This window comes from Streptomyces sp. NPDC092045 (assembly GCF_044756005.1).
Taxonomy (GTDB): Bacteria; Actinomycetota; Actinomycetes; order Streptomycetales; family Streptomycetaceae; genus Streptomyces.
In genome coordinates, this window is the sequence record NZ_JBIVSC010000020.1 from 22127 (window position 1) to 46115 (window position 23989).

Genomic DNA, 23989 nt, shown 5'->3' on the forward strand with positions numbered 1-23989 from the left:
CGACAACACCACAGGGAGACAGACGACGATGGCCGACCGCGTCACGGTGATCGGCTGGGACGGATCGCCCCTTTCCCCGGCGGCCCTGTCCGCGCTCTCCGCCGCCACCCTGGTGGCCGGGGCCGGCCACCACCTGGACCGGCCCGAGGTGCCGCCCGCCGCCGAACGCATCCGCCTCGGCAGCGTCGACCTCGCCGCCCGCCGCATCGCCGGCCACCGCGGCACCGCCGTGGTGCTCGCCGACGGCGACCCCGGCTTCTTCGGCGTCGTCCGCGCCCTGCGCGCCCCCGAGCACGGCCTGGAGGTCGAGGTCGTCCCCGCCGTCTCCTCCGTCGGCGCCGCCTTCGCCCGGGCCGGCATGCCCTGGGAGGACGCCCGGATCGTCGTCGCCCAGCAGCGCACCCTGCGCCGCGCCGTCAACGTCTGCCGCGCCCACCCCAAGGTCGCCGTCCTCACCTCGCCGGGCGCGGGCCCCGCGGAACTCGCCCTCCTCCTGGACGGGATCCACCGCACCTTCGTCGTCTGCGAGGAACTGGGCACCGACCGCGAACGGGTCTCCGTCCTCACCTCCGACAAGGCCGCCGACCACACCTGGCGCGACCCGAACGTCGTCCTCGTCATCGGCGGGGGCGGCGGCACCCCGGCCGCCCCCTGGCTGGCGGGCCTGGACCCCTCCGTCCGCCCGGTCCGCGGCTGGGGCCTCCCCACCGAGGAGTACGACTCCGAGGGGCGAGCCACCGGAACCGATCAGGTCCGCCCGAAAGCGGGCGAGGACCCCGCCCTCCGAGCCGCCCAACTCGCCCGTCTCGGGCCCCGCACCGGCGACCTCGTCTGGGACATCGGCTGCGCGGGCGGCGCCTTCTCCGTCGAGGCGGCCCGCTTCGGCGCCGCCGTCATCGCCGTCGACCTCGACCCGGCCGCCCGCGCCCGCACCGAGGCCGCCGCCCGCCGCCACGGCGTCCCCCTCCAGACCGTCCAGGGCCGGGCCCCGCACGTCCTGGAGAGCCTGCCCGAACCCGACGTCGTGCGGATCGCGGCCGGCGGCGTCACCGTCGTCACCGCCTGTGCCGACCGGCGTCCGGAGCGCATCGTCGCCCACGCCTCCACCCGCGACGAGGCCGAGGCGATCGCCGCCGCCCTCACCGCCGCCGGCGGCTACGCCGTCGAGAGCCTCCTCCTCCAGACCGTCGGACTCGACCCGGACACCTGGTCGGAACGCGATCGTTCGGCCGTCTTCCTGCTCTCCGGACGCAGGATCGAACGCTCCCCGTGATCCGGCCGCCCCACCGGTCGGGGTAGGCTGGCCGATTGTTGTACCGCGTCCTGACGTTCGTCACTTCGTGTGGCGATGTCCGGAAATGGCGCCCCCTCGGGGCGACCGGCGTGGTACGCGACAAGGGGGGACCGCGCGACGTGGCGCAGTCCACAGCGCACCGTGGCGAATCTTCCTGCCACGACGGCCGAGGACCGGGACAATGTGCAGGTGCCCGCGCACCTCGTGCCGCGCGGCGCGCGCGCTCGTTGTTGTCGACGGGCGCAGGTCCGAAGGAGCACAAGCGATGGGCGAGGGGTACGCATGACGGACACCGGCCAGGTCCCGGGCGAGGGACTGCCGGAGAACGCAGGCATGGTCGAGCGGCCGGGCATCCCCGCACCGGGCGCGTACACCTTCCTGGACCCCTCCGAGCACACCGCCGAGGACGACGACCTGCTGCTGATGCCGGGCGCCCAGGGCGCCTGGAGCGAGCACCCGCCGGGCGTCGTGCCCGCGCCGCCGGTCGCCGTGCCCCCGCCGGTCCCCGCGGTCCCGCACCAGGGGGCCCCGGCCCCGCTGGGCGACCCGCTGACGGACCCCCTGCCCGACCCGCTCACGGACCCGCTCCCCGAGCACACCGCCCTCGGCGACGTCCTCACCGCCCCGCAGGACCGGACCCCGCCGCAGGGCGTACCGGCCGCCCCGTACACCGGGACCCCGGCGCACGGCGTCCCCGTCGCCGGCACTCCCGCGCACGGCGTCCCCACCGCCCCGCACGAGCCGGTCCTCACGGACCACGGCTACGAGCCGGGCATCCTCGACACCGGCGCGCACGAGGCCGTCGGCCACGACTCGGGCTCCGTCGACCTCGGCGGCGTCCCCACGGCCCCGCCGGCCGTGGCACAGACCCCGCCGCCCGCCCGCCGTCCGCTGCACATGGGCCCGCCCGTGCCCGAGGGCACCGGCGGAGTCGTGCGCTCGCTGGCCGACCGGGGTCCGGCCACCGCGCCCGCCCCGGCCCCGCAGCCCGCTCCGGAGCCCCTCGTGGCCACCGGCCCCGCCCCCGTGCCGGCCCGCACCCCGGGCCCGCCGACCACGGGCCCCGAGTACTTCGACATCCCGCAGGAGCAGCAGCTCGCGCCGCAGGGCGCCGAGCCGTGGACCGCGCAGGAGCCGGTGGCGCAGCCCCCCGCAGAAACGGTCGTCCCGCATTCCGACCACTCCGGCCAGTTCGTCCAGGTCGAGGGCACCGTCCCGACCGCCCCGCACCTGGCCCCGACGCCGACCGCGGAGCAGGCCCCGACCGCGGAGCAGGCCCCGACCGCGGAGCAGCTCCCGGTCGCGGAGCCGGCCCCCGAGCCCGCTCCCGCGCCCGAGGAGCGGCCCGAGGAACCCGCCGCGGAGGCGGAGCCCGCGCCCGAGGCCGCCCCGGAGATCTGGGAGGAGCCGACCGGCCCCGAGGCGGTCGTCGTGCCCGCGCCGCGCGAGCCCGAGCCGGAAGCGGCCGAGCCGGAGCCCGTCGTGGCCGCCGCCCCCGCCCCCGTACCGGACGAGCCCGAGCAGCCCCGGCAGGAGGCCGCACCCGAGGCCCCGGCGGAGCAGGCCCCTGTGGAGCAGACCCCCGAGGAGCCGGTCGCGGAGACCGCTCCCGAGCAGCCGGAGGCCCCGGAAGCCGTCGCGGCGGCGGAGCCGGCCCCGCTCCCGGAGCCGGCCCCCGCCGAGCGGCCCGCCCCGGAACCGGCTCCCGCCGAGGAACCGGCTCCCGCCGAAGAGCCCGCTCCCGCCCAGGAACCGACGGCGCCCGCCCCGGCCCGGGAAGAGGCCCCCGAGGCCGTTTCCGCCCCGGAGGCCGTTCCCGCCCCGGAGCGGATCCAGGAACCGGCGCAGGACCCGGCCCCGGAACAGGCCCAGGACCCGGCTCAGGAGCCGACCCCGGAGCCGGCGGCCCAGGACCTGGCCCCGGAGCCGGCCCCGGAACCCTCCCCGGCGGCCCCGGGCTACGACGACGCCGAGCGCGAGGCCGTCCTCCGCGTCATGCGCGAGCGCCGCGACATCCGCAACGGCTTCCGCTCCGACCCGATCCCGCACGAGGTGCTGCTCCGCGTCCTGGAGGCCGCCCACACGGCCCCCAGCGTCGGCCACTCCCAGCCCTGGGACTTCGTCGTCATCCGCTCCGCCGAGACCCGGCAGACGATGCACGAGCTGGCCCAGCGGCAGCGCGAGGCGTACGCCAAGTCGTTGCCGAAGGCCCGTGCGAAGCAGTTCAAGGAACTGAAGATCGAGGCCATCCTCGACACCCCGGTCAACATCGTGGTGACCGCCGACCCCACCCGGGGCGGCCGCCACACCCTCGGCCGCTACACGCAGCCGCAGATGGCCCCCTACTCCTCCGCGCTCGCGGTCGAGAACCTCTGGCTCGCGGCCCGCGCCGAGGGCCTCGGCGTCGGCTGGGTCAGCTTCTTCGACGAGCGCGAGATGGTCCGCACCCTCGGCCTCCCCGAGCACCTCGAAGTGGTCGCGTACCTCTGCGTGGGCTACGTGGACGAGTTCCCGGAGGAGCCCGAGCTGATGCAGGCGGGCTGGTCCAAGCGCCGCCCGCTGGCCTGGGTCGTCCACGAGGAGACGTACGGCCGCCGCGCCCTGCCCGGCGAGGAGCCGCACGACCTCCTCCAGGAGACCGTCGCGAACATCCGCCCGCTGGACGCCAAGGCGCTCGGCGAGGCCTGGGAGCGCCAGAAGCGCATGACCAAGCCCGCCGGGGCCCTGGGCATGCTGGAGATCATCTCCGCCCAGCTCGCCGGTCTCTCCCGGATGTGCCCGCCGCCCGTCCCGGAGCCCGCGGCCGTCGCGGTCTTCGCGGGCGACCACGGCGTCCACGCCCAGGGCGTCACGCCCTGGCCGCAGGAGGTCACCGGCCAGATGGTCGCCAACTTCCTCGGCGGGGGAGCGGTCTGCAACGCGTTCGCCAACCAGGTCGGCGCCGAGGTCTGCGTCGTCGACGTCGGCGTGGCCTCCGAGCTCCCGGCCACCCCGGGCCTCCTGCCCCGCAAGGTCCGCCCCGGCACCGCCGACTTCACCACCGGCCCGGCCATGACCCGCGAAGAGGTCCTGGCCGCGATCGAGGTCGGCATCGAGACGGCCCGCGACCTGGTCGCGGCGGGCAACAAGGCCCTGCTCACGGGCGAGATGGGCATCGCCAACACCACGGCGTCCGCCGCCCTGATCTCCGTCTTCACCGACGTGGACCCGGCCGAGGTCACGGGCCGGGGCACCGGCATCAACGACGAGACCCACGCCCGCAAGGTGGACGTGGTCCGCCGCGCCCTCGCCCTGCACACCCCGGACCCGGAGGACCCGATCGGCGCCCTCGCGGCGGTCGGCGGCCTGGAGCACGCGGCCCTCGTGGGCCTGATCCTGGGCGCGGCCTCCCTGCGCACCCCGGTCATCCTCGACGGCGTCTCCACCGGAGCGGCGGCCCTCGTGGCCCGGGCCATCGCGCCCGAGTCGCTCGCGGCCTGCATCGCGGGCCACCGCAGCGCCGAGCCGGGCCACGTGGCGGCCCTGAACAAGCTGGGCCTGCGCCCCCTGGTCGACCTGGACCTCCGCCTCGGCGAGGGAACGGGCGCCCTGCTCGCCCTCCCGCTGGTGCAGAGCGCGGCCCGCGCGATGCACGAGGTGGCCACGTTCGACTCGGCGGGAGTCACCGAGAAGTAGCACCACGGCGTGGCCCCGCCCGCTCACGGGAGCGGGCGGGGCCGCGCGGGAACAGGGCCCGGGACGCGAAGCGTGACGTGCGCCGCGACCGGTGGGGCACCTTTCCGGGGTCCGGGGCGCCGTGAATCACGCAGTCTCCGCCAGCCTGTTCCGGAGCGGCCCCCACGTCACGCCCACGGCGGGGAGATCCGTCACAGGGTGACACCCCGGGGCCACCGATATCGTGGGACCCGGACCCGGACCCGGAACCCGAAGCCGGGACCCGAAACAGCGTCCCACCAGCCGCTCCACCGCCGCAGCGGCCCCGCACATGCCACGCCCCGAGGAGCCGCTCACCCATGGCCGAGAACACCGAGAAGGCGACCCCCGACGCCCACCCCGCCTACCCGGTGGGCCTCCGCCTCGCCGGCCGCCGCGTGGTCGTCCTCGGCGGCGGCCAGGTCGCCCAGCGCCGCCTCCCCGCCCTGATCGCCGCGGGCGCGGACATCACCCTGATCTCCCCTTCCGCGACCCCGTCCGTGGACGTGATGGCGGAGACGGGCGAGATCACCTGGATCAAGCGCCGGTACGAGGACGGAGACCTCGCCGACGCCTGGTACGTCCTGGTCGCCACCACCGACCCCGCCACGAACGAGGCCGCCTCCGCCGAGGCCGAGCGGACCCGGACCTGGTGCGTGCGCTCGGACGACGCCGAGGCGGCCACCGCCTGGACCCCGGCCACCGGCCGCGGCGACGGCGTCACCGTGGCGGTGCTCACCGGCCACGACCCGCGCCGCTCGGCCGCCGTGCGGGACGTGATCGTGGAGGGCCTGCGGGACGGCTCGATCGCGGCGCCCCAGCACCGCGCCCGCACCCCGTTCGTCGCCCTGGTCGGCGGCGGCCCCGGCGACCCGGACCTGATCACGGTGCGCGGCCGCCGTCTGCTCGCGGAGGCGGACGTGGTGATCGCGGACCGCCTCGGCCCCCGCGACCTCCTGGACGAACTGCCCCCGCACGTCGAGGTGATCGACGCGGCGAAGATCCCGTACGGCCGGTTCATGGCGCAGGAGGCCATCAACAACGCGCTGATCGAGCACGCGAAGGCGGGGAAGTCGGTGGTCCGCCTGAAGGGTGGCGACCCGTTCGTCTTCGGCCGGGGCATGGAGGAGGCGCAGGCGCTCGCCGCCGAGGGCATCGCCTGCACGGTGGTCCCCGGCATCTCCAGCTCGATCTCGGTGCCGGGCGCGGCCGGGATCCCGGTCACCCACCGGGGGGTGGCCCACGAGTTCACGGTGGTCAGCGGGCACGTGGCCCCCGACGACCCGCGCTCCCTGGTCGACTGGGCCTCGCTCGCCAAGCTGACGGGCACCCTGGTGATCCTCATGGGCGTCGACAAGATCGGAAAGATCGCGGAGGCCCTGATCGCCCACGGCAAGGCCCCGGAGACCCCCCTGGCCCTGGTCCAGGAGGGCACGACGGCGGCCCAGCGCCGGGTGGACGCGACGCTCGCGACGGTCGCGGAGACGGTCAGGACGCAGGAGGTGCGCCCGCCGGCGGTGATCGTCATAGGCGACGTGGTGACGGAGGGCCCGAACAAGCCGACGGCATGAGACCGACCCCGCCCCGACTTCCCACCCCACTCACCCGGACAAGGCAGCATCCCCCAGTGGCCGAACTGATCACGATCGACGCTCCCGACGACCCCCGCCTGCACGACTACACGGGCCTGACCGACGTGGAGCTCCGCCGCAGACGGGAGCCGGCCGAGGGCCTGTTCATCGCGGAGGGCGAGAAGGTCATCCGGAGGGCGGGCCGGGCGGGGTACGCGATGCGGTCGATGCTGCTCTCGGCCAAGTGGGTCGACACCATGCGGGACGTCATCGACGCGTCCGAGGCGCCGGTGTACGTGATCGACCCGGACCTCGCGGAGCGGGTCACCGGCTACCACGTGCACCGGGGCGCCCTCGCGTCGATGCGGCGCGAGCCGCTCCCGGAGGCGGCCGAGCTGCTGGCGGGCGCCCGCCGCGTGGTGATCATGGAGTCGGTGAACGACCACACCAACATCGGCGCGATCTTCCGCAGCGCCGCCGCCCTCGGCATGGACGCGGTCCTGCTCTCCCCGGACTGCGCGGACCCGCTCTACCGGCGCTCCGTGAAGGTGTCCATGGGCGCGGTCTTCTCCGTCCCGTACGCCCGCCTGGAGGGCTGGCCTGGAGGCCTGGAGGCCGTACGGGAGGCGGGCTTCGATCTGCTCGCGCTCACCCCGGCGGAGCGGGCGGTCTCCATCGACGAGGCCGCCCCGCACAAGCGGGACCGGGTGGCGCTGATGCTGGGCGCGGAGGGCGACGGCCTGTCGCAGAAGGCGCTGCGGGCCGCCGACGAGTGGGTGCGCATCCCGATGGCCCACGGCGTGGACTCGCTCAACGTGGGAGCCGCGGCGGCCGTCGCGTTCTACGCGGTGGCGACGGGCCGCCCGGAGTCCTGACCCGAGGACCCGGGCCCCGGGGGCCCGGGGCGGCTCAGCCCTGGAGGGCCTGCGCGGCGGCGATGCCGAGGGCGACGACCAGGGTCACGACCACGAAGACGAAGAGCCGCTGCCGCAGCAGCCGGGGGTTGGCGGGGCGGCGGCCCGTCGAGGTGGAGCGGACGCCGGGCCTGGTGCCGGAACGGGACTGGGGGGGCCGGGAGCCCCCGGTGCGCGGCCCGGCGGCGGAGGAACGCGAGGACCCGCCCCGCCCCTGACCTCGCTCCCCACCGCGCTCCCGCTCGGGACCGCGCTCGCCGACCCGCTCCGGGCCGCGCCCGCGCGTGTCCCGTTCGGTGTACTCGGTGTACCGCTCCGTCGGCCGCACGGTGTTCCGCTCCTCGGACCGCTCCCGCTGCACGGGCGGGCGGGAGACGGGCAGCCCCTGCGCCTCGCGCGCCGCGATCTCCTTGAGCCGCATCGAGAGCTGGAGCGTGCTCGGCCGGTCCTCGGGGTCCTTCGCGAGACAGGCCCGGACGAGGGGCGCCAGCGCGTCGGGCACGCCGTGCAGCTGCGGCTCCTCGTGCACGACCCGGTAGAGCATGACCTCGGAACTGCCGTGCCCGAAGGGGGAGTCGGCCATCGCCGCGTACGCCAGGGTGGCGCCGAGCGAGAAGACGTCGGTGGCGGGGGTGACGGCGGCGCCGCGCACCTGCTCGGGGGCGAGGAAGCCGGGCGAGCCGACGGCGGTGCCCACGTGGGTGAGGGTGCTGGCGCCGGTGGCCCAGGCGATGCCGAAGTCGATGATCCGGGGGCCCTTGGGGGAGAGCAGGATGTTCGACGGCTTGAGGTCCCGGTGCACGACCCCGGCCTCGTGGACGGCGACCAGGCCCTCGGAGAGCGCCGCCCCGATCGCGGCCACGTCGGCGGCGCGCAGCGCGCCCTCCTCGGCGACCCGGTCGTGCAGCGAGGGGCCGGGCACGTACTGGGTGGCGAACCAGGGGCGGTCGGCCTCCAGGTCGGCGGCGACGAGCCGGGCCGTGCAGCCGCCGCGGATCCGCCGGGCCGCCGACACCTCGCGGGCGAACCGCGACCGGAACTCCTGGTCCTCGGCGAGGTCGGGCCGGATGACCTTCAGGGCGACCCGCTGGCCGCGCCGGTCGGACCCCAGGTACACGACGCCCATCCCGCCGGCCCCCAGCCTGCGGTGGAGCCGGAACGACCCGACGATCCGCGGATCCTCGCGCCGGAGCCGCATCATCGCCATGTCCGTCCCCTCGTCCGTTCGACGTGGCACAGCTTACGTAGTGGCGCCCGCACGCGCTCATAGGCCGCGCCCTCGCACCGGGATCGATTGTCAGTGCTGTGGAGGCCCCCCGGGGACCGGCGACACCTCGCCGCCCCCAACCCCCTTCCGCCCGAACCCACTTGAAGCCCCCGGCGTGACCCGCCCTCCGTCCTCCCCGGCAGGGGGTCCCACCCCCTCGCGGACCCGGACGCCCCCGCGACGATCAAGGAAGTGAGCGATGTCACGCGCCCTCGCCCGGTGCGCCCTCCCCGGCGCAACCCCTGGGGGAAGACCCCGGGTTGCGGGCCCCCGTCTCCACCCAGGGGAGTACGCCGTGCGGGCGGCCGTCATCCTCCGGGAGGCCCGCAAGTCGGTACGCGGGCATGACGTCCCGGCGCTCCCCGCTTCCTAAGGTTGTTGTCACGCGGCGGGTGCAGCACTCGTCCCCCGAGGTTACGCACCCGCCGCGCCACACGACGGGAGAGGAACCATGGCCCACACGGCACCGAGGACGACCAGCCGGCCTTCGGGCCGCCGTCACCCCCTGGTGGCCACCGCCATGGTCCTTCCTCTCGCGGCCCTGCTCGTGGTCGTCTTCGGCGGCTGGGAAGCGGTGGTCACACAGGCGTCGTCCGTGGGCGTGATGCTGGGGCGCTGAGCGGCGCCCCGGACCCGGGAGAGCGGCCCGGGTCGGGACATCCGGCCATCAGCCCCGTGGGGACGGGGGTGCGACGGACGGCAGCGTGGGGCCGGTCGGCCGGGGAGCCGACCGGCCCTCGCGCGTTCCCGCCCGCCCGCCGTACGAGCGGCCCGCCCGCGAGAACCCGCCGCCCCACCCCGTACGCTCCCCGCGTGACCCCCACCCGGCCCCCGTCCGTCCAGCCCCCGTCGGCCCCGATCGAGGGCCTCGCCGCCCTGGCCCGTGCCGCCGCCCATCCGCCCGGTGCCGCGCCCTGCGGCTGCGCGGACGGCGGGCTCGTCCGGGTGCTCGCGGACCGGGAGGACGGGACCGTCGTGCGCCACGGGGCGCTCGTGGTGAAGGCGCACGCCCCCGACACCGACCCCGAGGCGCACCGGGCGCGGATCGCGCTGGCCGCCCGCCCGGACCTGGCGGGTGTCCTCCTCTCGCCCCTCGCGCTGCCGCCGACCGCTCCGGACGTGCTCGGCGGACGGCCGGTCACGGTCTGGCCGTACGGTCCGCCCGTCGACCCGGCGGACCCCGACGCCGCTCCGTGGGAGGAGGCGGCGCGGCTCCTGGCCCTGCTCCACCGCACTCCGCTCCCGCCCGGGACCGCGGACGCGCTCCCGGCGATGCGGGCCCCGCTCAAGGCGGCCCTCGCCGTGGACCGGATGCGCCGGGCGGCGCCGGACCATCCGGCCGCGGCCACCGTCCTCGCCGCCCGGGGAACGATCCCCACGGACCGCACGGCTCCCGGGAACGCCCCCCGCCTGCTCTGCCACGGCGACTTCCACCTGGGCCAACTCGTCCGGCTCGTACCGCCCGCTCCCGCTCCGGGGGCCCCTCCGTCCTGGCGGCTCATCGACGTCGACGACCTCGGCACCGGCGATCCCGCCTGGGACCTGGCCCGCCCGGCCGCCTGGTTCGCCGCCGGCATCCTGCCCCCGGAGGTCTGGTCCCGTTTCCTCGGCGCGTACCGGGAGGCGGGCGGTCCGGCGGTGGGGGCCGATCCCTGGGACCGGCTCGACGTGCCGGCCCGCGCCCTGACGGTGCAGACCGCCGCCCTGGCCCTCGTGAAGTCCGCGGCCGAACACCGGCCGCTGGACGAGGTGGAGGAGGTGATGGTCGACACCTGCGCCCGCATCGCCGGACATCGAACCGGGTAGGCACTTTTGGCGTCCACGTAAGGTGAGGCCACCATTCGAACGGCAATGTCAGGGAGTTGAGCCGAGCATGCAGTGTCCCAAGTGTCATGCGGCCATGCACACGTACAACCGCAACGGCGTCCAGATCGAGCAGTGCAGCGGCTGCCGGGGCATATTCCTGGACTACGGCGAGCTGGAGGCCCTGACCCGCCTGGAGTCCCAGTGGGTGCAGCAGGCCCCGCCGGCGCCGCCCGCCCCGCAGGCCTACCCGGCGCAGCCCGCTCCCGCCGCGCCGGCCTGGGGCGCCCCGCACCACGGCGGCCACCACGGCGGCGGTCACTACCGCCAGCGCGGCTTCGGACGGATGCTCTTCTCCTCCTGAGGTACTGACACGAAGAAGCCCCGGCCGCGAGACGCGGCCGGGGCTTCTTTTCGTGGTGCGCGATACTGGGATTGAACCAGTGACCTCTTCCGTGTCAGGGAAGCGCTCTCCCGCTGAGCTAATCGCGCGGGACGTGCACAACCTACCCGAAGGCGGCCGTGCTGCGTGCGCGATACTGGGATTGAACCAGTGACCTCTTCCGTGTCAGGGAAGCGCTCTCCCGCTGAGCTAATCGCGCGGGGGATCCGGAGATCCGGGACCCGAAGGTCCAGTGGACGATACTGGGATTGAACCAGTGACCTCTTCCGTGTCAGGGAAGCGCTCTCCCGCTGAGCTAATCGTCCTTGGAGGTGGAGACGGGATTTGAACCCGTGTAGACGGCTTTGCAGGCCGTTGCCTCGCCTCTCGGCCACTCCACCAGGAGTGAATACGGGGGTTCGGGAAGATCCCCCACATCGAGCGGACGACGAGATTCGAACTCGCGACCCTCACCTTGGCAAGGTGATGCTCTACCAACTGAGCCACGTCCGCTTGTCGTTTCCGTTCCGCTTGCGCGTCCCGGCGACGTGTTGAACTCTAGCGGATTCCCGGGCCAGTACAAAAACGCGTTTCCGCAGCGTGCTGACCTGCGGGCCCTCCGGGGCGCCGACGATCACCTCCCGGCGGGACCCCCGGAGGGTTCGCGCGGCGTTCACTCGCCGTGTTCCCGGGGTCGCGCGCAGCCCCCGGCGCACGCGGCCCGGTGCCCCCGCCCCGCCCGACCTAGACTCGACGCGTGTACGACCTCGCACCTCTGGCCCGTTTCGGCGGCCTCGTCGCCACCGACCTCCGGGACGTCACCCACGACCCCGAGGCCCTGGACTCCACCGGCTTCTGGGCCGTCTGCGCGGACTTCGAAGGGCGCCTGACCTGCGCCCGCTTCGGGGACGTGCGGCCGGACCCGGTGCCCGCACCCGTGCCGGGCGCCTGGCACGGCCCCGCCGCCGACGCCTGGACGTCCTCCCTCGACCGCGCCGCGTACACCGCGGGCGTACGGCGCGTGCGGGAGCACATCGCGCGCGGCGAGGTCTACCAGGCGAACCTCTGCCGGGTGCTGTCCGCGCCGCTGCCGGACCCGGCCGCCGCCGACGTGGACGCCCTCACCGCGCTCCTCGCCCGGGGCAACCCCGCCCCGTACGCCGGAACGATTCGCCTGCCCGCCCACGGCGTGGAGATCGCCACCGCGTCCCCCGAGCTCTACCTGCGCAGGGACGGGGCCCTGGTCTCCTCGGGGCCGATCAAGGGCACCGGCCGCACCGCCGCCGACCTCCTCCCCAAGGACCACGCGGAGAACGTGATGATCGTCGACCTGGTCCGCAACGACCTGGGGCGCGTCAGCGAGACCGGCTCCGTCACCGTCCCCGCCCTCTGCGCGGTCGAGGAGCACCCCGGCCTGGTCCACCTCGTCTCCACCGTCGCCGGAGTGCTGCGCGAGGACGCCGGCTGGCCCGGACTGCTTGCCGCCACCTTCCCGCCCGGCTCGGTCACCGGCGCCCCCAAGTCCAGCGCGCTGCGGATCATCGAGGCCCTGGAGACCGCGCCCCGGGGCCCCTACTGCGGGGGCGTCGGCTGGGTCGACGCCGACGCGGCCACCGGCGAGCTGGCCGTCGGCATACGCACCTTCTGGATCGACCGCCCCGAGGGCGTGCTGCGCTTCGGCACCGGCGCCGGGATCACCTGGGGCTCCGATCCGGAGCGCGAGTGGGAGGAGACCGAGCTGAAGGCGTCCCGGCTGGTCGCGATAGCGTCGGGCGCCTACGAACCAGGCGCCTCCGAGGCGACAGGAAAGGCCATTTCTCGATGAAACTCTGGGTCAACGGCGGGCTGCACGACGCGGAGGCCGCCCGGGTCTCCGTACTGGACCACGGACTGACCGTCGGCGACGGCGTCTTCGAGACGGTCAAGGCGGAGCGCGGGGAGACGTTCGCCCTCACCCTCCACCTGGAGCGCCTCACCCGCTCGGCCCGTGGCCTCGGCCTGCCCGACCCGGACCTGGACGAGGTCCGCCGGGCCTGCGCCGCCGTCCTGGAGGCCAACCCGATGGAGCTCGGCCGGCTCCGCATCACGTACACCGGCGGCCCCTCCCCGCTCGGCTCCGAGCGCGGCGACGCCGGGACCAGCCTCGTCGTGGCCCTCGGCGGGACCGGCCGCCGCCCCGACACCACCGCCGTGGTCACCGTGCCCTGGACCCGCAACGAGCGCGGCGCCCTCACCGGCCTCAAGACCACCTCGTACGCCGAGAACGTCGTCGCCCTCGCGAAGGCGCGCGAGCGGGGGGCCTCCGAGGCGCTCTTCGCCAACACGGTGGGGCGGCTCTGCGAGGGCACCGGATCCAACGTCTTCGTCGTGGTCGACGGCCGGATCCTCACCCCGCCGGTCTCCTCCGGCTGCCTCGCGGGCATCACCCGCGCCCTCGCCGTGCGGTGGACCGGCGCGGAGGAGGCCGACCTGCCGCTGGACGTCCTGGAGAGCGCCGACGAGGTCTTCCTGACCTCGACCCTCCGCGACGTCCAGGCCGTGCACCGGGTCGACGGGCGCGAACTGTCGCCCGCGCCCGGACCGGTCACCGCCAAGGCCATGCGGACCTTCGACGAGCACGCGGCCCGCGACCGGGACCCGCGCCTCGGGTAGGGCCGGTCGCGGATCGCGGGGAAACCCGATGGCGGACGGCCCCGGCGGTGGGTAGAACACTTCCGATGACCACCACCCTGCGGCCGGTCGAGCCGCTTCAGCAGCTGCCCGGCGGCGGCCGTTCCCGCACCTACGACGTGTGCGTGAACAGCCGCCGTGTCGGCTCCGTCCACCTCGCCACCGACCCCGCCTTCGGCGCCGCCTCGGGGGTGATCCAGGACCTCCGGATCGACGAGCCGGACCGGGGGAGGGGCCGGGGCACGGTCGCCGCGCTCGCCTCCGAGGAGGTGCTGCGGAGCTGGGGCTGCGTCCAGGTGCGGGCGTCGGTGCCCGCCGACGCCGCCCCCGCGCTGCGCATGGTCCGCTCGCTCGGCTACGTCGAGCGCAGCCGGAACATGGTCAAGGAGCTGCCCGACGTCCCGCCCGTCCTCCCGGAGGGCGTCGAGGTCAGGCCGATGACCGGCGCCGAGTACGGGGAGTGGGAGGTGCGGGCCCGCGAGGCGTTCGCGCGGAGCTGGACCGAGCGGGGCGTCCCCGAGGAGCAGGCGCGCGCGAAGGCCGAGAACAGCCACCGCGCCCTCCTGCCCGAGGGCCTCGCCACCCCCGGCACCGCGATCCACGTGCTCGTCCGGGACGGACGCCCCGCCGGCTTCCTGTGGACCGGCCGGGCCGAGCTCGAACCGGGGCGGTGGGCGGCCTACGTGTACGACGTGGAGGTGTACGAGGAGCAGCGCGGGCGCGGCCGCGGACGGGCGCTCATGCTGCTCGCCGAGCGGGTCGCGCGGGAGGCCGGGGAGACCCTGCTCGGACTGCACGTCTTCGCGGACAACACCCCGGCGGTCCGGCTCTACGAGTCGCTCGGCTACCGCACGACCCACGTCAACGGAGCCAAGCCGCTGCTGTAGGCCCGTCCGGGCGGCCGGGTCAGGCGCCGAGGAGGCGGTCGACGATCGCCTCGATCCGCTCCCGCAGGCCCTCCTGGCTCTGTCCGCCGTCCAGGCGCTCGCCGTCGACGACGTAGGTCGGCGTGCCGGTGACCTTGATCGCCTTGCCCTCGGCCTCGTCCGCGTCGACGGTCAGCAGGTGCCGGCCGTCGATCAGCGCGGTGTCGAACTCCTCCGCGTCCAGGCCCAGTTCGGCCGCCAGCTCCAGGAGGACCGGCTCGCCCCGCTCGCCGAGCCCGGCGGTCCTGGCGAGCAGCGCCTCGGCGTACGGCCAGCCCTTGCCCTGCTCGGCGGCCTCCTCGGCGGCCTGGGCGGCGGCGTACGCGTGCTTGTGCTTGGCCAGCGGGAAGTGGCGCAGCTGCACGTCGAGCCGGTCGCCGTACTTCTCGCGGAGCGCGCGGACGTCGTCGAGGGCCCGGAGGCAGTCGGGGCACTGGAGGTCGAACCAGGCCTCCAGGACGACGGGGGAGACGGGTGCGGTGGTGGAGTCGCTCATGTCAGCAGTCTCCCCCACCGGGACCTGGGGGTTCACCGGGACCCGGGGAGGAGATCCCGGCCGGGGCGACCCGGAGATCTCCCTGAGACCGGCTCGGGGACATGGCCCCGGACGGACGCGGGGGTGCAGGATGGAAGGGACGTATCACCCGGGGACCTGGAGGACCGCATGCTCGCCGAGACCATCTGTTCCGCGGTGTCCGCGGCGGGCCTGGGCATCGCCGCGATCGCCGCGTACCGGAAGCGCTTCCTGTCCGCCGCCCGGATCGCGGCCTACGCCCTGGTGCCCCTCGGCCTGGTGATGACGGGGGCCGTCGCCTGGATCGCGGGCACGGCGTTCAGCCCGGTGGCCTGGGCCGGCTTCGGCGTGCTCGGTCTGGCCTGGGTGCTCTTTCTGTCCACCCGGGCCGTCGAGCGGCGCCGGGCCGGCGGAGGGCGGGCCGCCGTCGCGGAGCCCGCGCCGAGGGCCGCGGCTCCCGGCGCCCCGGCGCCTCCGCGGGCCGTGACGGGGAAGCCGCGGGCCGCCGAGCCCGCGGGCGACGACTTCAGCGACATCGAGGCGATTCTGAAGAAGCACGGAATCTGACCGCTTCTGGCGATTCCGCTGACCGCCCCGGTTCGGTGATCCACGGGAAGGAGTGAACCCGCCCGGCCGGAAGGCGTGTTCCGCGATCCCGGGTGCGCGCGTGCGCGATCATCCCCCCGAGATGCTGGATACCTCGCGGGACCCCGTCCCCGCCCCCACCGACGTTCCCGCCCGCGCCCCCGGCGAAGAAGCGCGCGGCTGTCTGTACGCGCTCTCCCAGCCGCCGCTGATGATCTTCCTCGGCGTCATCGGCTGTCTGCTGCTCGTGGCCGCCGTGCACGACCTCTTCGTGCTGTGACGCCCCGCCGTGGCGTCCGCCGCGACACCCAGGGCCGTGACGTCAGCCCGCCGCCTCCTTGCGGCGCGCCCGGTAGGCGGCCACGTGCAGCCGGTTGCCGCAGGTCCGGCTGTCGCAGTAGCGGCGCGAGCGGTTGCGGGAGAGGTCGACGAAGGCCCGGCCGCAGTCCGGCGCCTCGCAGCGCCGCAGCCGCTCCTGCTCGCCCGCCACGACGATGAACGCCAGGGCCATGCCGCAGTCGGCCGCGAGGTGGTCCGCCACCGAGGCGCCCGGCGCGAAGTAGTGCACGTGCCAGTCGTAGCCGTCGTGGTCGGTGAGCTGCGGGGTGGTGCCCGCGCCCGCCACCAGCTGGTTGATCAGGGGGGCCGCGATCCGGGCCTCGGGCGCGGAGAAGACCGCCGCGAACTTCTCGCGCACCTCGCGCACGGCCCGCAGGTCGCCGGCGCCGAGGTCGCCCACGTCGCTGATCTTGTGCGCGTGGACGAAGGCGTGGAGGCCCCGGAGGTCGGCGAGCGCGTCGGGGTGGTCGCCCTGCGGCGCGGTGTTCATCAGATCGACGACGGTGTCGAGGGCGATCCGGGTGTCGTGAGGGATCAGCACGATTCGCTCCCTGGCCGGCCGCGGGCGGGCGCCCGCGGAATGGCGCTGACTTTAGCGCGACCCGGACATGGCACCGGCGCCCACCACCGCGCCGGCTGCGCGGTGGTGGGCGCCGGATGACGTGCCTGTGGGGCTGCCCGCGCGGCGCCGTCTCCCCGAGTCGGACGGCGCCGTGCGGCTCTCGGCCTGGCTCAGCTGTCGGCCAGGATGTGGGAGAGCTCCGTATCGAGGTCGAAGTGGCGGTGCTCGGTGCCCGGTGGCACGGCGGCGTCGGTCCGCTTCAGGAACGACTCCAGGGCCCTCGCCGGGGCCTCGAGCAGGGCTTCTCCCTCGGGAGAGCTCAGGGCGATGCAGACGACTCCCTGACCGTGACTGCGGGACGGCCAGACGCGGACGTCGCCCGTGCCGGTGGGCCGGTGCAGCCCCTCGGCGAGAAGGTCGCGGGCGAAGACCCACTCGACCGTCTCCTCGGCTCCGGTGTGGAAGGTGGCGTGCACGGCATACGGATCGGCCGTGTCATACCGCAGGCCCGCGGGTACAGGCAGTGAGGACTCGCTCGACACAACGAGGCGCAGGTGCAGCTCGCAGCTGACCGTGGTGTTCATAAGCGCCAGGGCCTTTCGCTCAGTGTGCGCTCGGGGATTCGCACGTCGGCGAAATCGACATGCCACCTCCGGTGCCGTTGTAAACCCCTCTGTCGGTTTTGTGGTCGTTCAGGTCCCTCGTACGGGCCCGTGTAACTTTGGGTAATACGGCCATTCAGGTGTCGACCCGGCGTCCGGTAGGTTGGGAGGCATGAATGCGGAGAGTGACGAGCGCACGGGGGAGTCCGCGGTCGGCCAGGACGCCGAACTGGGATCCCGCGCACCGGAGTTCATCAAGTCCCGCCGGACCCTGCACCTCAGCTGGCAGGTCGGCGTCTTCATCGTGGGACTCGCCGTGGTCGGCGCCGGAGTGGTCATGCTGCCGCTGCCCGGGCCCGGCTGGCTGGTCATCTTCGCCGGCATGGCGATCTGGGCGACCGAGTTCGTCTGGGCGCAGCTCGTGCTCCGCTGGACCAAGCGCAAGGTCACCGAGGCCGCCCAGAGCGCCCTCGACCCCAGGGTCCGCCGCCGGAACATCATCCTCACCGTCGTCGGCGTGGTGATCGTCGCCGTCCTGCTCGGCGTCTACGTCTGGAAGCTCGGCCTCGTCATGCCGTGGAAGATCGACGAGTGACCTCCGCGTGGTGCGGCAGCCCCGCTGACATGGGGTAATGTGTGCGGTGCACCGGGGCGATTAGCTCAGTGGGAGAGCACTTCGTTCACACCGAAGGGGTCACTGGTTCGAACCCAGTATCGCCCACCACCCGGACCGAGGGCCCGGAGACGACCACCGTCTCCGGGCCCTCGGCGTTCCCGCCCCCGGGCCCTCACCGCATCCGCGTCAGCCGCTCCCGCAGCCTCCGCGCGTCCCGCAGCCGCTGCTCGTACGTGGCGCCCGCCGCGAGCAGCAGCAGCCCGGCGAGGGCCGGCGGCAGCCAGCGCGGCAGCGCGCCCACCACCTGCACCACGTACGGCGCCAGCTCGTGCAGTCCGTCCAGGGCGAGCACCGTGCCGCCGAGCAGCAGCAGGGCCTGGAGCCGGAACCGAGCCCCCAGCAGCGTCACCACGAGCGCCGCCGCTCCCAGGACCAGCGGCCGCACCCACTCCGGGTCCGTCCAGGCCGCGCCGAGGCTCGGCAGCAGCGTCACCGCGAGACCGGGGCCGTACGCCGTCCAGGACGAGGCCTCCGGGTCCCGGCGCCGCCGCAGGAACCCGACGACCAGCGCCGGAACCGTCACCGGCAGCGTGTACGCCTCCGGAGTCGTCACGCCCCAGGCCCCGAGCCGCACCCAGGTGGCCAGCAGGAACAGCCCCGCCGCCGCCCAGGAGGCGAGCCGGCGCCGCTCCGGCCGGACCGCCGTCGCCGCCGCGACCACGCCGCCGAGCGCCAGGACGAGCGCGAGGAACGCGGGCCGCGACCCGGCGAGCCCGACGGCGCAGAGGCCCACGGCCGCACCGGTGATCTCGACCGGCAGCGCCACCGGACGCGCCGTGGCCCCGACGGCCGCCGTCGCCGCCGGGACGAGCAGCAGGGCGAGCGCCGTCCAGTGGTCCTCCAGGCCGGCCGCCTCCGCCCCGGCGAGCACCAGGCCCGCCGCCGCGAGCACCGCCCCGCAGGCCGACACCGTCCGCCGCGCGCCCGCGCCGAGGGCCGCCACGCCCGCGAGGAGCCCGAGGACCACCCCGAGCGCCACGAACGTGGCCTCCCGCACGTCCAGGGCGAGGGCGACCGCGCCCACGGCGGACAGGAGCCCGCCGGCGTACGCGACCCACCCGAGGACGGTCCCGGGCTCCGCCGCGGGAGCCTGCGGCCGGGGCTTCGGGGGCGTCCAGCCGGACCAGCCGGACCGAGGGGCGCCGAAACCGGCCCCCGGGAACCGGGGCGGAGCCGAGGGCGGGGGCGGGACGGAACCGGAGGCCGGGTCGGTGACCGGTGCGGCCGGTTCGGCGGCCGGCCGGTCCGCCGGGCCGGTGGCCGACGGCGCGGCCGGGTCCGCGGCCCGGGCGGTCGCCGCCCCCGCGTCCGGCGCCGCCTCCGGCCGGTGCAGGCCGCGGGCCGGCGGGCCCGGGCGGACGGCGATCCACAGGGCCGCCGCCGCCGTGAGGAGCTGGAGCGCGAGCGCCGCCGCGTACGGCAGGCCGAGGGAGACCGGCAGGGCCGTGAGGAGCGCCCAGACCAGGACGAGGACCCCGCACCGCGCCCACAGCCGGGCGACGGACGCGAGGGCGGCGGCGACCACCGCGAGGACCAGGGCGGCCGTCGCGGGGTACGAGCCCAGGGCGGGCCCGGCGTGCTCGCCCGACCAGACCTCCGTCGTCCGCGCCAGCGGCCCCAGCGCGCCCGCCACGACCGGCGGCAGCGCCCACAGGAGCCCCAGCGCCGTCACCGACGCCCCCGCGCCCGCGAGGCCCGACCGGACCCCGCGCGGCAGCCGGGCGCCCGCGCCCGCCCGCCACACCGACGCCAGGGCCAGCCCGCACAGCACGTACCCCGGAACCGCCCAGTCGCCGGGCACCGCCGACCGCAGCGGACCGCCGACCGCCGCCACCACCGCGAGGCCCGCGACCACCGAGGCCGCCACCGCCCACCCGGGCGTCCGCCACGCCACGTACAGGAACACCGCCGCGCCCGCCAGGAGCAGCGGCGCGCCGCTCCACGGCGAGGAGAGCGAGAGCCAGCCGCCCGTCAGGAACGCCCAGCCGCCCAGGACCGCCGCGCCGATCCCCGCCGTGACCCGCACCGGCAGCGGACGCGCCCACAGGACCGCCGCGCCGTCCGCCGCGGCCGTGACGAGCGCCGCCCACGCGAACGCCGTCGGACCGCCCCCGGCCGCCAGCACGCCCAGCGGCAGCGGAAGCTGCGCCGCGACCACGGCCGCCGGCAGCGGGACGCGCAGCCGCGACAGCGCCGAACCGTACGCCGCCCACGCCCCCGCCAGGACCGCCGAGGCCACCGCCGCGTACCCGGGGCCGTCCGCGTCCGGCAGCGCCACCCGGTGCAGCGCGTACGCGTCGAGCACCGTCAGGACGAGCCCCAGGACCGCCACCGACTCGGCCGTCGACACGAGCCCCCTGCGCAGCAGCGCCACCGGCGCCGCGAGCGCCGCGCCGGTCACCGCGCACAGCACCGCCGCGCGCCCGCCGATCCCCATCGAGCCCCAGCTCACCAGGGTGAACGCGACCGCCGCGATCGTCAGGAGCGTGCCGCCGAGCGTCAGGAGCACGTTCTGCGCGCTCCGCGGCGTCGAGTCCGCCGCCGGGGCCGCCGGCGTCACCGGCCATCGCGGCGCCGCCGCCCGGGCCGGCCGGTACAGGACCTGGACCAGCCAGGCCCGCCGCGCCAGCAGATGGGTGCGGCGCGCTTCGAGTTGGGCCAGCTCGCGGTCGACGAGCACCAGCTCGTCCGCGGGCGGCAGGGAGTTGTCCATACCCGGAGTGTCGGCCCGGGCCCGGCCGCCGGGAATGGGCGTCCGTACTCATCTTCCCGCCTGAGTACGCCCACACTGGGCCCATGGACCGGTACCGGTACCGCTTCCGCAGCGTCTGGCGGCTCGCCGCCCCGCCCGACGCCGTCTACGCCGCCCTCGAACGGGCCGAGGACTATCCCCGCTGGTGGCCCCAGGTCCGCGAGGTCGTCCCCCGCGACGAGACCTCCGGCACCGCCCGCTTCCGCTCCCTCCTCCCGTACGACCTCGTCGTCACCGTCCGCGCCCTGCGCCGCGACCCCGCCGCCCGGGTCCTGGAGGTCGGTCTCGGCGGGGACCTGGAGGGCCGGGTCCGCTGGACCCTCGCCCCGGAAGGCACCGGCACCCGCGTCCTGTACGAGCAGGAGGTCGAGGTCCGCGCCCGGCTCCTGAGGGTGCTCGCCGTCCCCGGCAGGCTCGTCTTCCGCGCCAACCACGCCCTGATGATGCGCGGCGGGAGACGGGGGCTCGCCGCCCACCTGCGATCGGTTTGAAGGAAGGGCCGGAAGGCCTGTATGGTTCAACCCGTTCCCGGGCGATTAGCTCAGCGGGAGAGCACTTCGTTCACACCGAAGGGGTCACTGGTTCGATCCCAGTATCGCCCACCGGGAGAGGCCGGTCCGTCGAAAGACGGACCGGCCTCTGTCATCGCGGGCGCGCCCCGCGGATCACGCCGCCGCCCGCAGCTCCGGACGCAGCGGCCACGACGGGTCCACCGTCTCCGGCGTCCCCTGCCGCGCGAACCACGCCTGGAGCCCCCGCGCCTGGGCCGCGTGCCACACGGCCTGGAGCGTGTGCAGCTCCGCCGGCGTCAGCCGTTCGAGCCGGGACGAGAACCGCCGCGCCACCGCCCGTACGACGTCCATCGCCGCCGTCGCGTCCGCCGCCGCGTCGTGCGCCCCCGCCAGCTCCACCTCGTAGTGCGCGCACAGGTCCGTCAGCGTCCTGCGCCCCTTCCGGTAGCGGTCCAGGTGCTTGTCCAGGACCCGCGGGTCGAGCACGCACAGCGGCGCGCCCGCCAGGTAGTGGTCCAGCGTCGAGGCCCGGTGCCGCCGCAACTCCCGGTCCAGGAGCGTCAGGTCGAACGGCGCGTTCATCACCACCAGCGGACGCCCCGCCGCGATCTGCTCGGACAGCGCCCGCCCCAGCTCCTCCATCACCGGAGCGGGCCACCGGCCGTTCCGCTGGAGGTGATCGTCCGTCAGGCCGTGCACGGCGGTGGCCTCCGCGGGCACCGGTATGCCCGGATTCACCAGCCACCGCGTCACCCGCGGACGCGCCCCGGCCGTGTCCTGCACGACGAGGGCGGCCGAGACGATCCGGTCCCCCTCGACGTCGATTCCCGTCGTCTCCGTGTCGAAAGCCGCCAGGGGCCCTTCGTACCAGTGCATCGTCATCCCCGAACTCCCTGCACACGTGCGGCAGATGGCCAACCCCCTGCCCCGAAACGGTGATACCCGGACTGTTTGCGCCGTACGCGGACCGGTCACAACAGAAGGGACGGGGAAGGAAGACGACATGGCGCTCGCCCAGCCCGAGTCGGGAGGGCTGCCGCCCCGGCGGGCGGCTCCGACGCGCGGCTCACTCGCCGCCACCGCCTGCATGGAGACCCTCCAGGTGGGATACCTGCACGCCGTCGCCGCCGCGGCGGGCTGCTCGCTGTCCCAGCCCTTTCCGGACAACGGCATCGACTGGCACGTGAGCCACAGCGCCCCCGGCCACACCGTCGACGACGAGGTGACCATCAAGGTGCAGCTCAAGTGCACCTACCAGATACCGCCGCGCCCCCGGGGGAGCGCGTTCTCCTTCACCCTGGACAACGACCACCTGGTGAAGCTCGCCCGGACCCCCGTGTCCGTGCACAAGATCCTGGTCGTGATGCTCGTCCCGAGGTCCCAGGACGACTGGCTGAGGGCGGACCACGACGGGCTCGACCTGAGGCACTGCTGCTACTGGACCAACCTGGCCGGACACCCGGTCACGGGACGGCGCCGGACCACCGTGCGCATCCCGACGACACGGATCTTCGACGACCGGGCGCTCTGCGACATCATGACCCGGGTCGGGGTGGGAGGGAGACCCTGATGCACCGACCGATCGACGACCCGGGACACGAGCGGGAGGGGCACGGGGGAGAGGACGACGGCGCCGGGTACGGCCCCGTCGCCCCGCCCCACCGCCCCCACCCGGTGACCGGCGACGCTCCCGCGCCCCGGCCCGGCCCCTCCGCCGGGCCCTGGGCCGACGTCCACGGCGCGCCCGGCCCCGACCGCGTCGACCCGCGGGTCCTCGGCGCCCTGCTCGCCCGCCACGGCTGGCGGCGGCGCGGCGGGGCGGCCGGCCGCTACGGCCGCTGGACCCCGCCCGGCACCGGCACCGGCACGAGCCTCCTCGTCCCCGAGAGCCGCGCCTTCCCGGACTGCGAGGACCTGCTCGCCGAGGCCCTCGCCGCCCTCGCCCACAGCGCCGCGCCCTCCGCCCGCGAGGTCCTCACCGGCCTCGCCGTGCCCAGCGACGAGATCCGCTGGTGGCGCGACGTGCCTCCTGGCCCCGCCGGCACCGTCCCCTGGACCGTGCGGGAACAGCTCGGATCGGCCGCCCGCCAGCTCCTCCTCGCCGGTGCCCTCGCCGTGCGCGGCCGGGCCGGCTACTACGGCGCCCGGCACCGGCGCCCGGCCCGGGCCTCCCTGGAGAGCGTCCTCGTCGGCGCGTCCCCCGGCGGGCGCGCCCTCACCGCCTTCCTGCCCGTCGAACCGGGACGCCCGATCGCCGTCCGGCTCCACCACGCCCTCCACGCGGCCCGCGAGGCCGTCGACTACCAGCGGGCCACCGGCCGCATGGAGGCCTTCGACGCCGCCGTCGGGGCGGGCGTCAGCCGTGAGCTCACCGAGGCCCTCGTCGCCCTCGTCCGGGGCACCGAGGGCGCCCGCGTCGCCCTGGAGTGGGCCCCGGCCGCCGGACCGCCCGACGGGTGCGCCGCCCGGCCCGAACCGGTCGAGTTCTCGCCCGGCGACCTGCCCGCCCTGCGCGGGGCGAGCGCCCGCTACCGCAACGGCGAGCCCTCCGTGCCGGTCCGCCTCACCGGCGCCGTCGTCCGCATGCGCCGCTCCGGACCCCGGGGCGAGGGCACCGTCCGGCTCCGCGTCCTCGGCGGGGCCGAGGTCCCGCACGTCCGCGCCACCCTCGACGAGGAGGCGTACCGCACCGCCGGCCACGCCCACCTCGTCGGACTCCCGATCCGGGTCTCCGGCCGGCTGGAGAGCCGGGGCGGCTTCCGCCGCCTCACCGACGCCTCCGAGGTCGTCCCCGTCCAGGTCGACGAGGTGGAGCGGGACCGCCTGATGAAGGCGCTCCACGAGAACCTCGACTTCTTCGAGGAGGCCTGCGGGCCGGAGGACTGAGGCCGGTCGGGCACCGGGGACGCCGGGGACGGGCGCGGGCG

General features: G+C 75.7%; 22 protein-coding genes and 7 tRNA genes. 18 read left to right on the plus strand and 11 right to left on the minus strand.

The window, feature by feature from the left end; translation table 11 throughout:
* Window positions 1-28 precede the first annotated feature (28 nt).
* From cbiE to ACIQKA_RS29695, 4 genes are all read left to right on the plus strand, one after another.
* Window positions 29-1273, plus strand: coding sequence for a precorrin-6y C5,15-methyltransferase (decarboxylating) subunit CbiE (gene cbiE, locus ACIQKA_RS29680; protein WP_391095538.1), 1245 nt, complete (start codon window positions 29-31; stop codon window positions 1271-1273).
* Between the two features lie 303 nt (window positions 1274-1576).
* Window positions 1577-4969 (plus strand): nicotinate-nucleotide--dimethylbenzimidazole phosphoribosyltransferase, encoded by a 3393-nt coding sequence (gene cobT / locus ACIQKA_RS29685; RefSeq protein ID WP_402542946.1) that lies wholly within the window; start codon window positions 1577-1579, stop codon window positions 4967-4969.
* A 338-nt stretch (window positions 4970-5307) separates the two neighbouring features.
* Window positions 5308-6558: a uroporphyrinogen-III C-methyltransferase gene (gene cobA, locus ACIQKA_RS29690; protein ID WP_383156999.1), complete on the plus strand. Its 1251-nt coding sequence runs from the start codon at window positions 5308-5310 to the stop codon at window positions 6556-6558.
* A 56-nt stretch (window positions 6559-6614) separates the two neighbouring features.
* On the plus strand, window positions 6615-7433 hold the full coding sequence (locus ACIQKA_RS29695; RefSeq protein WP_383434299.1) for a TrmH family RNA methyltransferase: 819 nt from the start codon (window positions 6615-6617) through the stop codon (window positions 7431-7433).
* 34 nt (window positions 7434-7467) lie between these two features.
* Here ACIQKA_RS29695 and ACIQKA_RS29700 read toward each other — a convergent pair whose 3' ends face one another.
* Complete coding sequence (locus ACIQKA_RS29700) at window positions 7468-8679, minus strand: serine/threonine-protein kinase (protein WP_402542947.1); 1212 nt, start codon at window positions 8677-8679, stop codon at window positions 7468-7470.
* A 511-nt stretch (window positions 8680-9190) separates the two neighbouring features.
* On the opposite strand from ACIQKA_RS29700, the gene ACIQKA_RS29705 reads away from it, so the two are divergent.
* The 3 genes from ACIQKA_RS29705 (at window position 9191) to ACIQKA_RS29715 (ending at window position 10906) form a co-directional block, all read left to right on the plus strand.
* Complete coding sequence (locus tag ACIQKA_RS29705; protein ID WP_383156992.1) at window positions 9191-9358, plus strand: hypothetical protein; 168 nt, start codon at window positions 9191-9193, stop codon at window positions 9356-9358.
* A 194-nt stretch (window positions 9359-9552) separates the two neighbouring features.
* Window positions 9553-10545: an aminoglycoside phosphotransferase family protein gene (locus ACIQKA_RS29710; protein ID WP_402542948.1), complete on the plus strand. Its 993-nt coding sequence runs from the start codon at window positions 9553-9555 to the stop codon at window positions 10543-10545.
* 67 nt (window positions 10546-10612) lie between these two features.
* On the plus strand, window positions 10613-10906 hold the full coding sequence (locus ACIQKA_RS29715) for a zf-TFIIB domain-containing protein (protein WP_053644148.1): 294 nt from the start codon (window positions 10613-10615) through the stop codon (window positions 10904-10906).
* Between the two features lie 53 nt (window positions 10907-10959).
* On the opposite strand, the gene ACIQKA_RS29720 is transcribed toward ACIQKA_RS29715, so the two are convergent.
* From ACIQKA_RS29720 to ACIQKA_RS29740, 5 genes are all read right to left on the minus strand, one after another.
* Window positions 10960-11034 (minus strand) — tRNA-Val (locus tag ACIQKA_RS29720).
* A 38-nt stretch (window positions 11035-11072) separates the two neighbouring features.
* Window positions 11073-11144 (minus strand) — tRNA-Val (locus tag ACIQKA_RS29725).
* A gap of 34 nt (window positions 11145-11178) precedes the next feature.
* Window positions 11179-11250, minus strand: a tRNA-Val gene (locus ACIQKA_RS29730).
* A gap of 1 nt (window position 11251) precedes the next feature.
* A tRNA-Cys gene (locus ACIQKA_RS29735) sits at window positions 11252-11325 on the minus strand.
* Window positions 11326-11364: 39 nt separating this feature from the next.
* Window positions 11365-11437, minus strand: a tRNA-Gly gene (locus ACIQKA_RS29740).
* Between the two features lie 244 nt (window positions 11438-11681).
* Between ACIQKA_RS29740 and ACIQKA_RS29745 the strand changes: the two genes are divergently transcribed.
* From ACIQKA_RS29745 to ACIQKA_RS29755, 3 genes are all read left to right on the plus strand, one after another.
* The gene (locus ACIQKA_RS29745; protein WP_383434290.1) at window positions 11682-12749 is read left to right on the plus strand and encodes a chorismate-binding protein; all 1068 of its coding nucleotides are present in this window, start codon (window positions 11682-11684) and stop codon (window positions 12747-12749) included.
* On the plus strand, window positions 12746-13576 hold the full coding sequence (locus tag ACIQKA_RS29750) for an aminotransferase class IV (RefSeq protein WP_391095530.1): 831 nt from the start codon (window positions 12746-12748) through the stop codon (window positions 13574-13576). Before ACIQKA_RS29745 ends, ACIQKA_RS29750 begins: the two co-directional genes overlap by 4 nt.
* Before the next feature lie 65 nt (window positions 13577-13641).
* The gene (locus ACIQKA_RS29755; protein WP_390111820.1) at window positions 13642-14481 is read left to right on the plus strand and encodes a GNAT family N-acetyltransferase; all 840 of its coding nucleotides are present in this window, start codon (window positions 13642-13644) and stop codon (window positions 14479-14481) included.
* A 19-nt stretch (window positions 14482-14500) separates the two neighbouring features.
* On the opposite strand, the gene ACIQKA_RS29760 is transcribed toward ACIQKA_RS29755, so the two are convergent.
* Complete coding sequence (locus ACIQKA_RS29760) at window positions 14501-15016, minus strand: DsbA family protein (protein WP_383434284.1); 516 nt, start codon at window positions 15014-15016, stop codon at window positions 14501-14503.
* Between the two features lie 168 nt (window positions 15017-15184).
* Between ACIQKA_RS29760 and ACIQKA_RS29765 the strand changes: the two genes are divergently transcribed.
* Window positions 15185-15601 carry a hypothetical protein gene (locus tag ACIQKA_RS29765; RefSeq protein WP_383156979.1) on the plus strand — a complete coding sequence of 139 codons (417 nt, stop codon included), beginning with the start codon at window positions 15185-15187 and terminating at the stop codon, window positions 15599-15601.
* A gap of 121 nt (window positions 15602-15722) precedes the next feature.
* On the plus strand, window positions 15723-15899 hold the full coding sequence (locus ACIQKA_RS29770; RefSeq protein ID WP_383219625.1) for a hypothetical protein: 177 nt from the start codon (window positions 15723-15725) through the stop codon (window positions 15897-15899).
* A gap of 42 nt (window positions 15900-15941) precedes the next feature.
* Here the strand turns inward: ACIQKA_RS29770 and ACIQKA_RS29775 are convergent, their stop codons facing one another.
* Together ACIQKA_RS29775 and ACIQKA_RS29780 are read right to left on the minus strand one after the other, a co-directional pair.
* Entirely contained in the window at window positions 15942-16499 is a 558-nt protein-coding gene (locus ACIQKA_RS29775; protein WP_383156977.1) for a CGNR zinc finger domain-containing protein, read from the minus strand.
* A gap of 191 nt (window positions 16500-16690) precedes the next feature.
* Window positions 16691-17104, minus strand: coding sequence for an SsgA family sporulation/cell division regulator (locus tag ACIQKA_RS29780; RefSeq protein ID WP_015032345.1), 414 nt, complete (start codon window positions 17102-17104; stop codon window positions 16691-16693).
* Between the two features lie 190 nt (window positions 17105-17294).
* Between ACIQKA_RS29780 and ACIQKA_RS29785 the strand changes: the two genes are divergently transcribed.
* Both ACIQKA_RS29785 and ACIQKA_RS29790 read left to right on the plus strand, forming a co-directional pair.
* Window positions 17295-17717 carry a TIGR02611 family protein gene (locus ACIQKA_RS29785; protein ID WP_402542949.1) on the plus strand — a complete coding sequence of 141 codons (423 nt, stop codon included), beginning with the start codon at window positions 17295-17297 and terminating at the stop codon, window positions 17715-17717.
* A gap of 54 nt (window positions 17718-17771) precedes the next feature.
* Window positions 17772-17846: transfer RNA gene (locus ACIQKA_RS29790), tRNA-Val, on the plus strand.
* Between the two features lie 64 nt (window positions 17847-17910).
* Here the strand turns inward: ACIQKA_RS29790 and ACIQKA_RS29795 are convergent.
* The gene (locus tag ACIQKA_RS29795; protein WP_402542950.1) at window positions 17911-20511 is read right to left on the minus strand and encodes an SCO7613 C-terminal domain-containing membrane protein; all 2601 of its coding nucleotides are present in this window, start codon (window positions 20509-20511) and stop codon (window positions 17911-17913) included.
* Window positions 20512-20594: 83 nt separating this feature from the next.
* Here ACIQKA_RS29795 and ACIQKA_RS29800 point away from each other — a divergent pair, with 83 nt between their 5' ends.
* Both ACIQKA_RS29800 and ACIQKA_RS29805 read left to right on the plus strand, forming a co-directional pair.
* The gene (locus ACIQKA_RS29800; RefSeq protein WP_402542951.1) at window positions 20595-21041 is read left to right on the plus strand and encodes an SRPBCC family protein; all 447 of its coding nucleotides are present in this window, start codon (window positions 20595-20597) and stop codon (window positions 21039-21041) included.
* A gap of 39 nt (window positions 21042-21080) precedes the next feature.
* Window positions 21081-21152 (plus strand) — tRNA-Val (locus ACIQKA_RS29805).
* A gap of 63 nt (window positions 21153-21215) precedes the next feature.
* On the opposite strand, the gene ACIQKA_RS29810 is transcribed toward ACIQKA_RS29805, so the two are convergent.
* Window positions 21216-21944 carry a 3'-5' exonuclease gene (locus ACIQKA_RS29810; RefSeq protein ID WP_381414642.1) on the minus strand — a complete coding sequence of 243 codons (729 nt, stop codon included), beginning with the start codon at window positions 21942-21944 and terminating at the stop codon, window positions 21216-21218.
* Between the two features lie 121 nt (window positions 21945-22065).
* Here ACIQKA_RS29810 and ACIQKA_RS29815 point away from each other — a divergent pair, with 121 nt between their 5' ends.
* Together ACIQKA_RS29815 and ACIQKA_RS29820 are read left to right on the plus strand one after the other, a co-directional pair.
* Window positions 22066-22632, plus strand: a complete 567-nt coding sequence (locus ACIQKA_RS29815; RefSeq protein WP_383156968.1) for a DUF4365 domain-containing protein — start codon at window positions 22066-22068, stop codon at window positions 22630-22632.
* Window positions 22632-23948 carry a hypothetical protein gene (locus ACIQKA_RS29820; RefSeq protein WP_383156965.1) on the plus strand — a complete coding sequence of 439 codons (1317 nt, stop codon included), beginning with the start codon at window positions 22632-22634 and terminating at the stop codon, window positions 23946-23948. The genes ACIQKA_RS29815 and ACIQKA_RS29820 overlap by 1 nt, the downstream gene beginning before the upstream one ends.
* Window positions 23949-23989 lie beyond the last annotated feature (41 nt).

Excerpts from the sequence above, each read along its gene's own strand:
- cbiE (WP_391095538.1), top strand. The coding sequence starts at position 29 with ATGGCCGACCGCGTCACGGTGATCGGCTGGGACGGATCGCCCCTTTCC.
- cobT (WP_402542946.1), top strand. The coding sequence starts at position 1,577 with ATGACGGACACCGGCCAGGTCCCGGGCGAGGGACTGCCGGAGAACGCA.
- cobA (WP_383156999.1), top strand. The coding sequence starts at position 5,308 with ATGGCCGAGAACACCGAGAAGGCGACCCCCGACGCCCACCCCGCCTAC.
- ACIQKA_RS29700 (WP_402542947.1), bottom strand. The coding sequence starts at position 8,679 with ATGGCGATGATGCGGCTCCGGCGCGAGGATCCGCGGATCGTCGGGTCG.
- ACIQKA_RS29705 (WP_383156992.1), top strand. The coding sequence starts at position 9,191 with ATGGCCCACACGGCACCGAGGACGACCAGCCGGCCTTCGGGCCGCCGT.
- ACIQKA_RS29715 (WP_053644148.1), top strand. The coding sequence starts at position 10,613 with ATGCAGTGTCCCAAGTGTCATGCGGCCATGCACACGTACAACCGCAAC.
- ACIQKA_RS29750 (WP_391095530.1), top strand. The coding sequence starts at position 12,746 with ATGAAACTCTGGGTCAACGGCGGGCTGCACGACGCGGAGGCCGCCCGG.
- ACIQKA_RS29755 (WP_390111820.1), top strand. The coding sequence starts at position 13,642 with ATGACCACCACCCTGCGGCCGGTCGAGCCGCTTCAGCAGCTGCCCGGC.
- ACIQKA_RS29760 (WP_383434284.1), bottom strand. The coding sequence starts at position 15,016 with ATGAGCGACTCCACCACCGCACCCGTCTCCCCCGTCGTCCTGGAGGCC.
- ACIQKA_RS29765 (WP_383156979.1), top strand. The coding sequence starts at position 15,185 with ATGCTCGCCGAGACCATCTGTTCCGCGGTGTCCGCGGCGGGCCTGGGC.
- ACIQKA_RS29770 (WP_383219625.1), top strand. The coding sequence starts at position 15,723 with ATGCTGGATACCTCGCGGGACCCCGTCCCCGCCCCCACCGACGTTCCC.
- ACIQKA_RS29780 (WP_015032345.1), bottom strand. The coding sequence starts at position 17,104 with ATGAACACCACGGTCAGCTGCGAGCTGCACCTGCGCCTCGTTGTGTCG.
- ACIQKA_RS29785 (WP_402542949.1), top strand. The coding sequence starts at position 17,295 with ATGAATGCGGAGAGTGACGAGCGCACGGGGGAGTCCGCGGTCGGCCAG.
- ACIQKA_RS29795 (WP_402542950.1), bottom strand. The coding sequence starts at position 20,511 with ATGGACAACTCCCTGCCGCCCGCGGACGAGCTGGTGCTCGTCGACCGC.
- ACIQKA_RS29800 (WP_402542951.1), top strand. The coding sequence starts at position 20,595 with ATGGACCGGTACCGGTACCGCTTCCGCAGCGTCTGGCGGCTCGCCGCC.
- ACIQKA_RS29810 (WP_381414642.1), bottom strand. The coding sequence starts at position 21,944 with ATGACGATGCACTGGTACGAAGGGCCCCTGGCGGCTTTCGACACGGAG.
- ACIQKA_RS29815 (WP_383156968.1), top strand. The coding sequence starts at position 22,066 with ATGGCGCTCGCCCAGCCCGAGTCGGGAGGGCTGCCGCCCCGGCGGGCG.
- ACIQKA_RS29820 (WP_383156965.1), top strand. The coding sequence starts at position 22,632 with ATGCACCGACCGATCGACGACCCGGGACACGAGCGGGAGGGGCACGGG.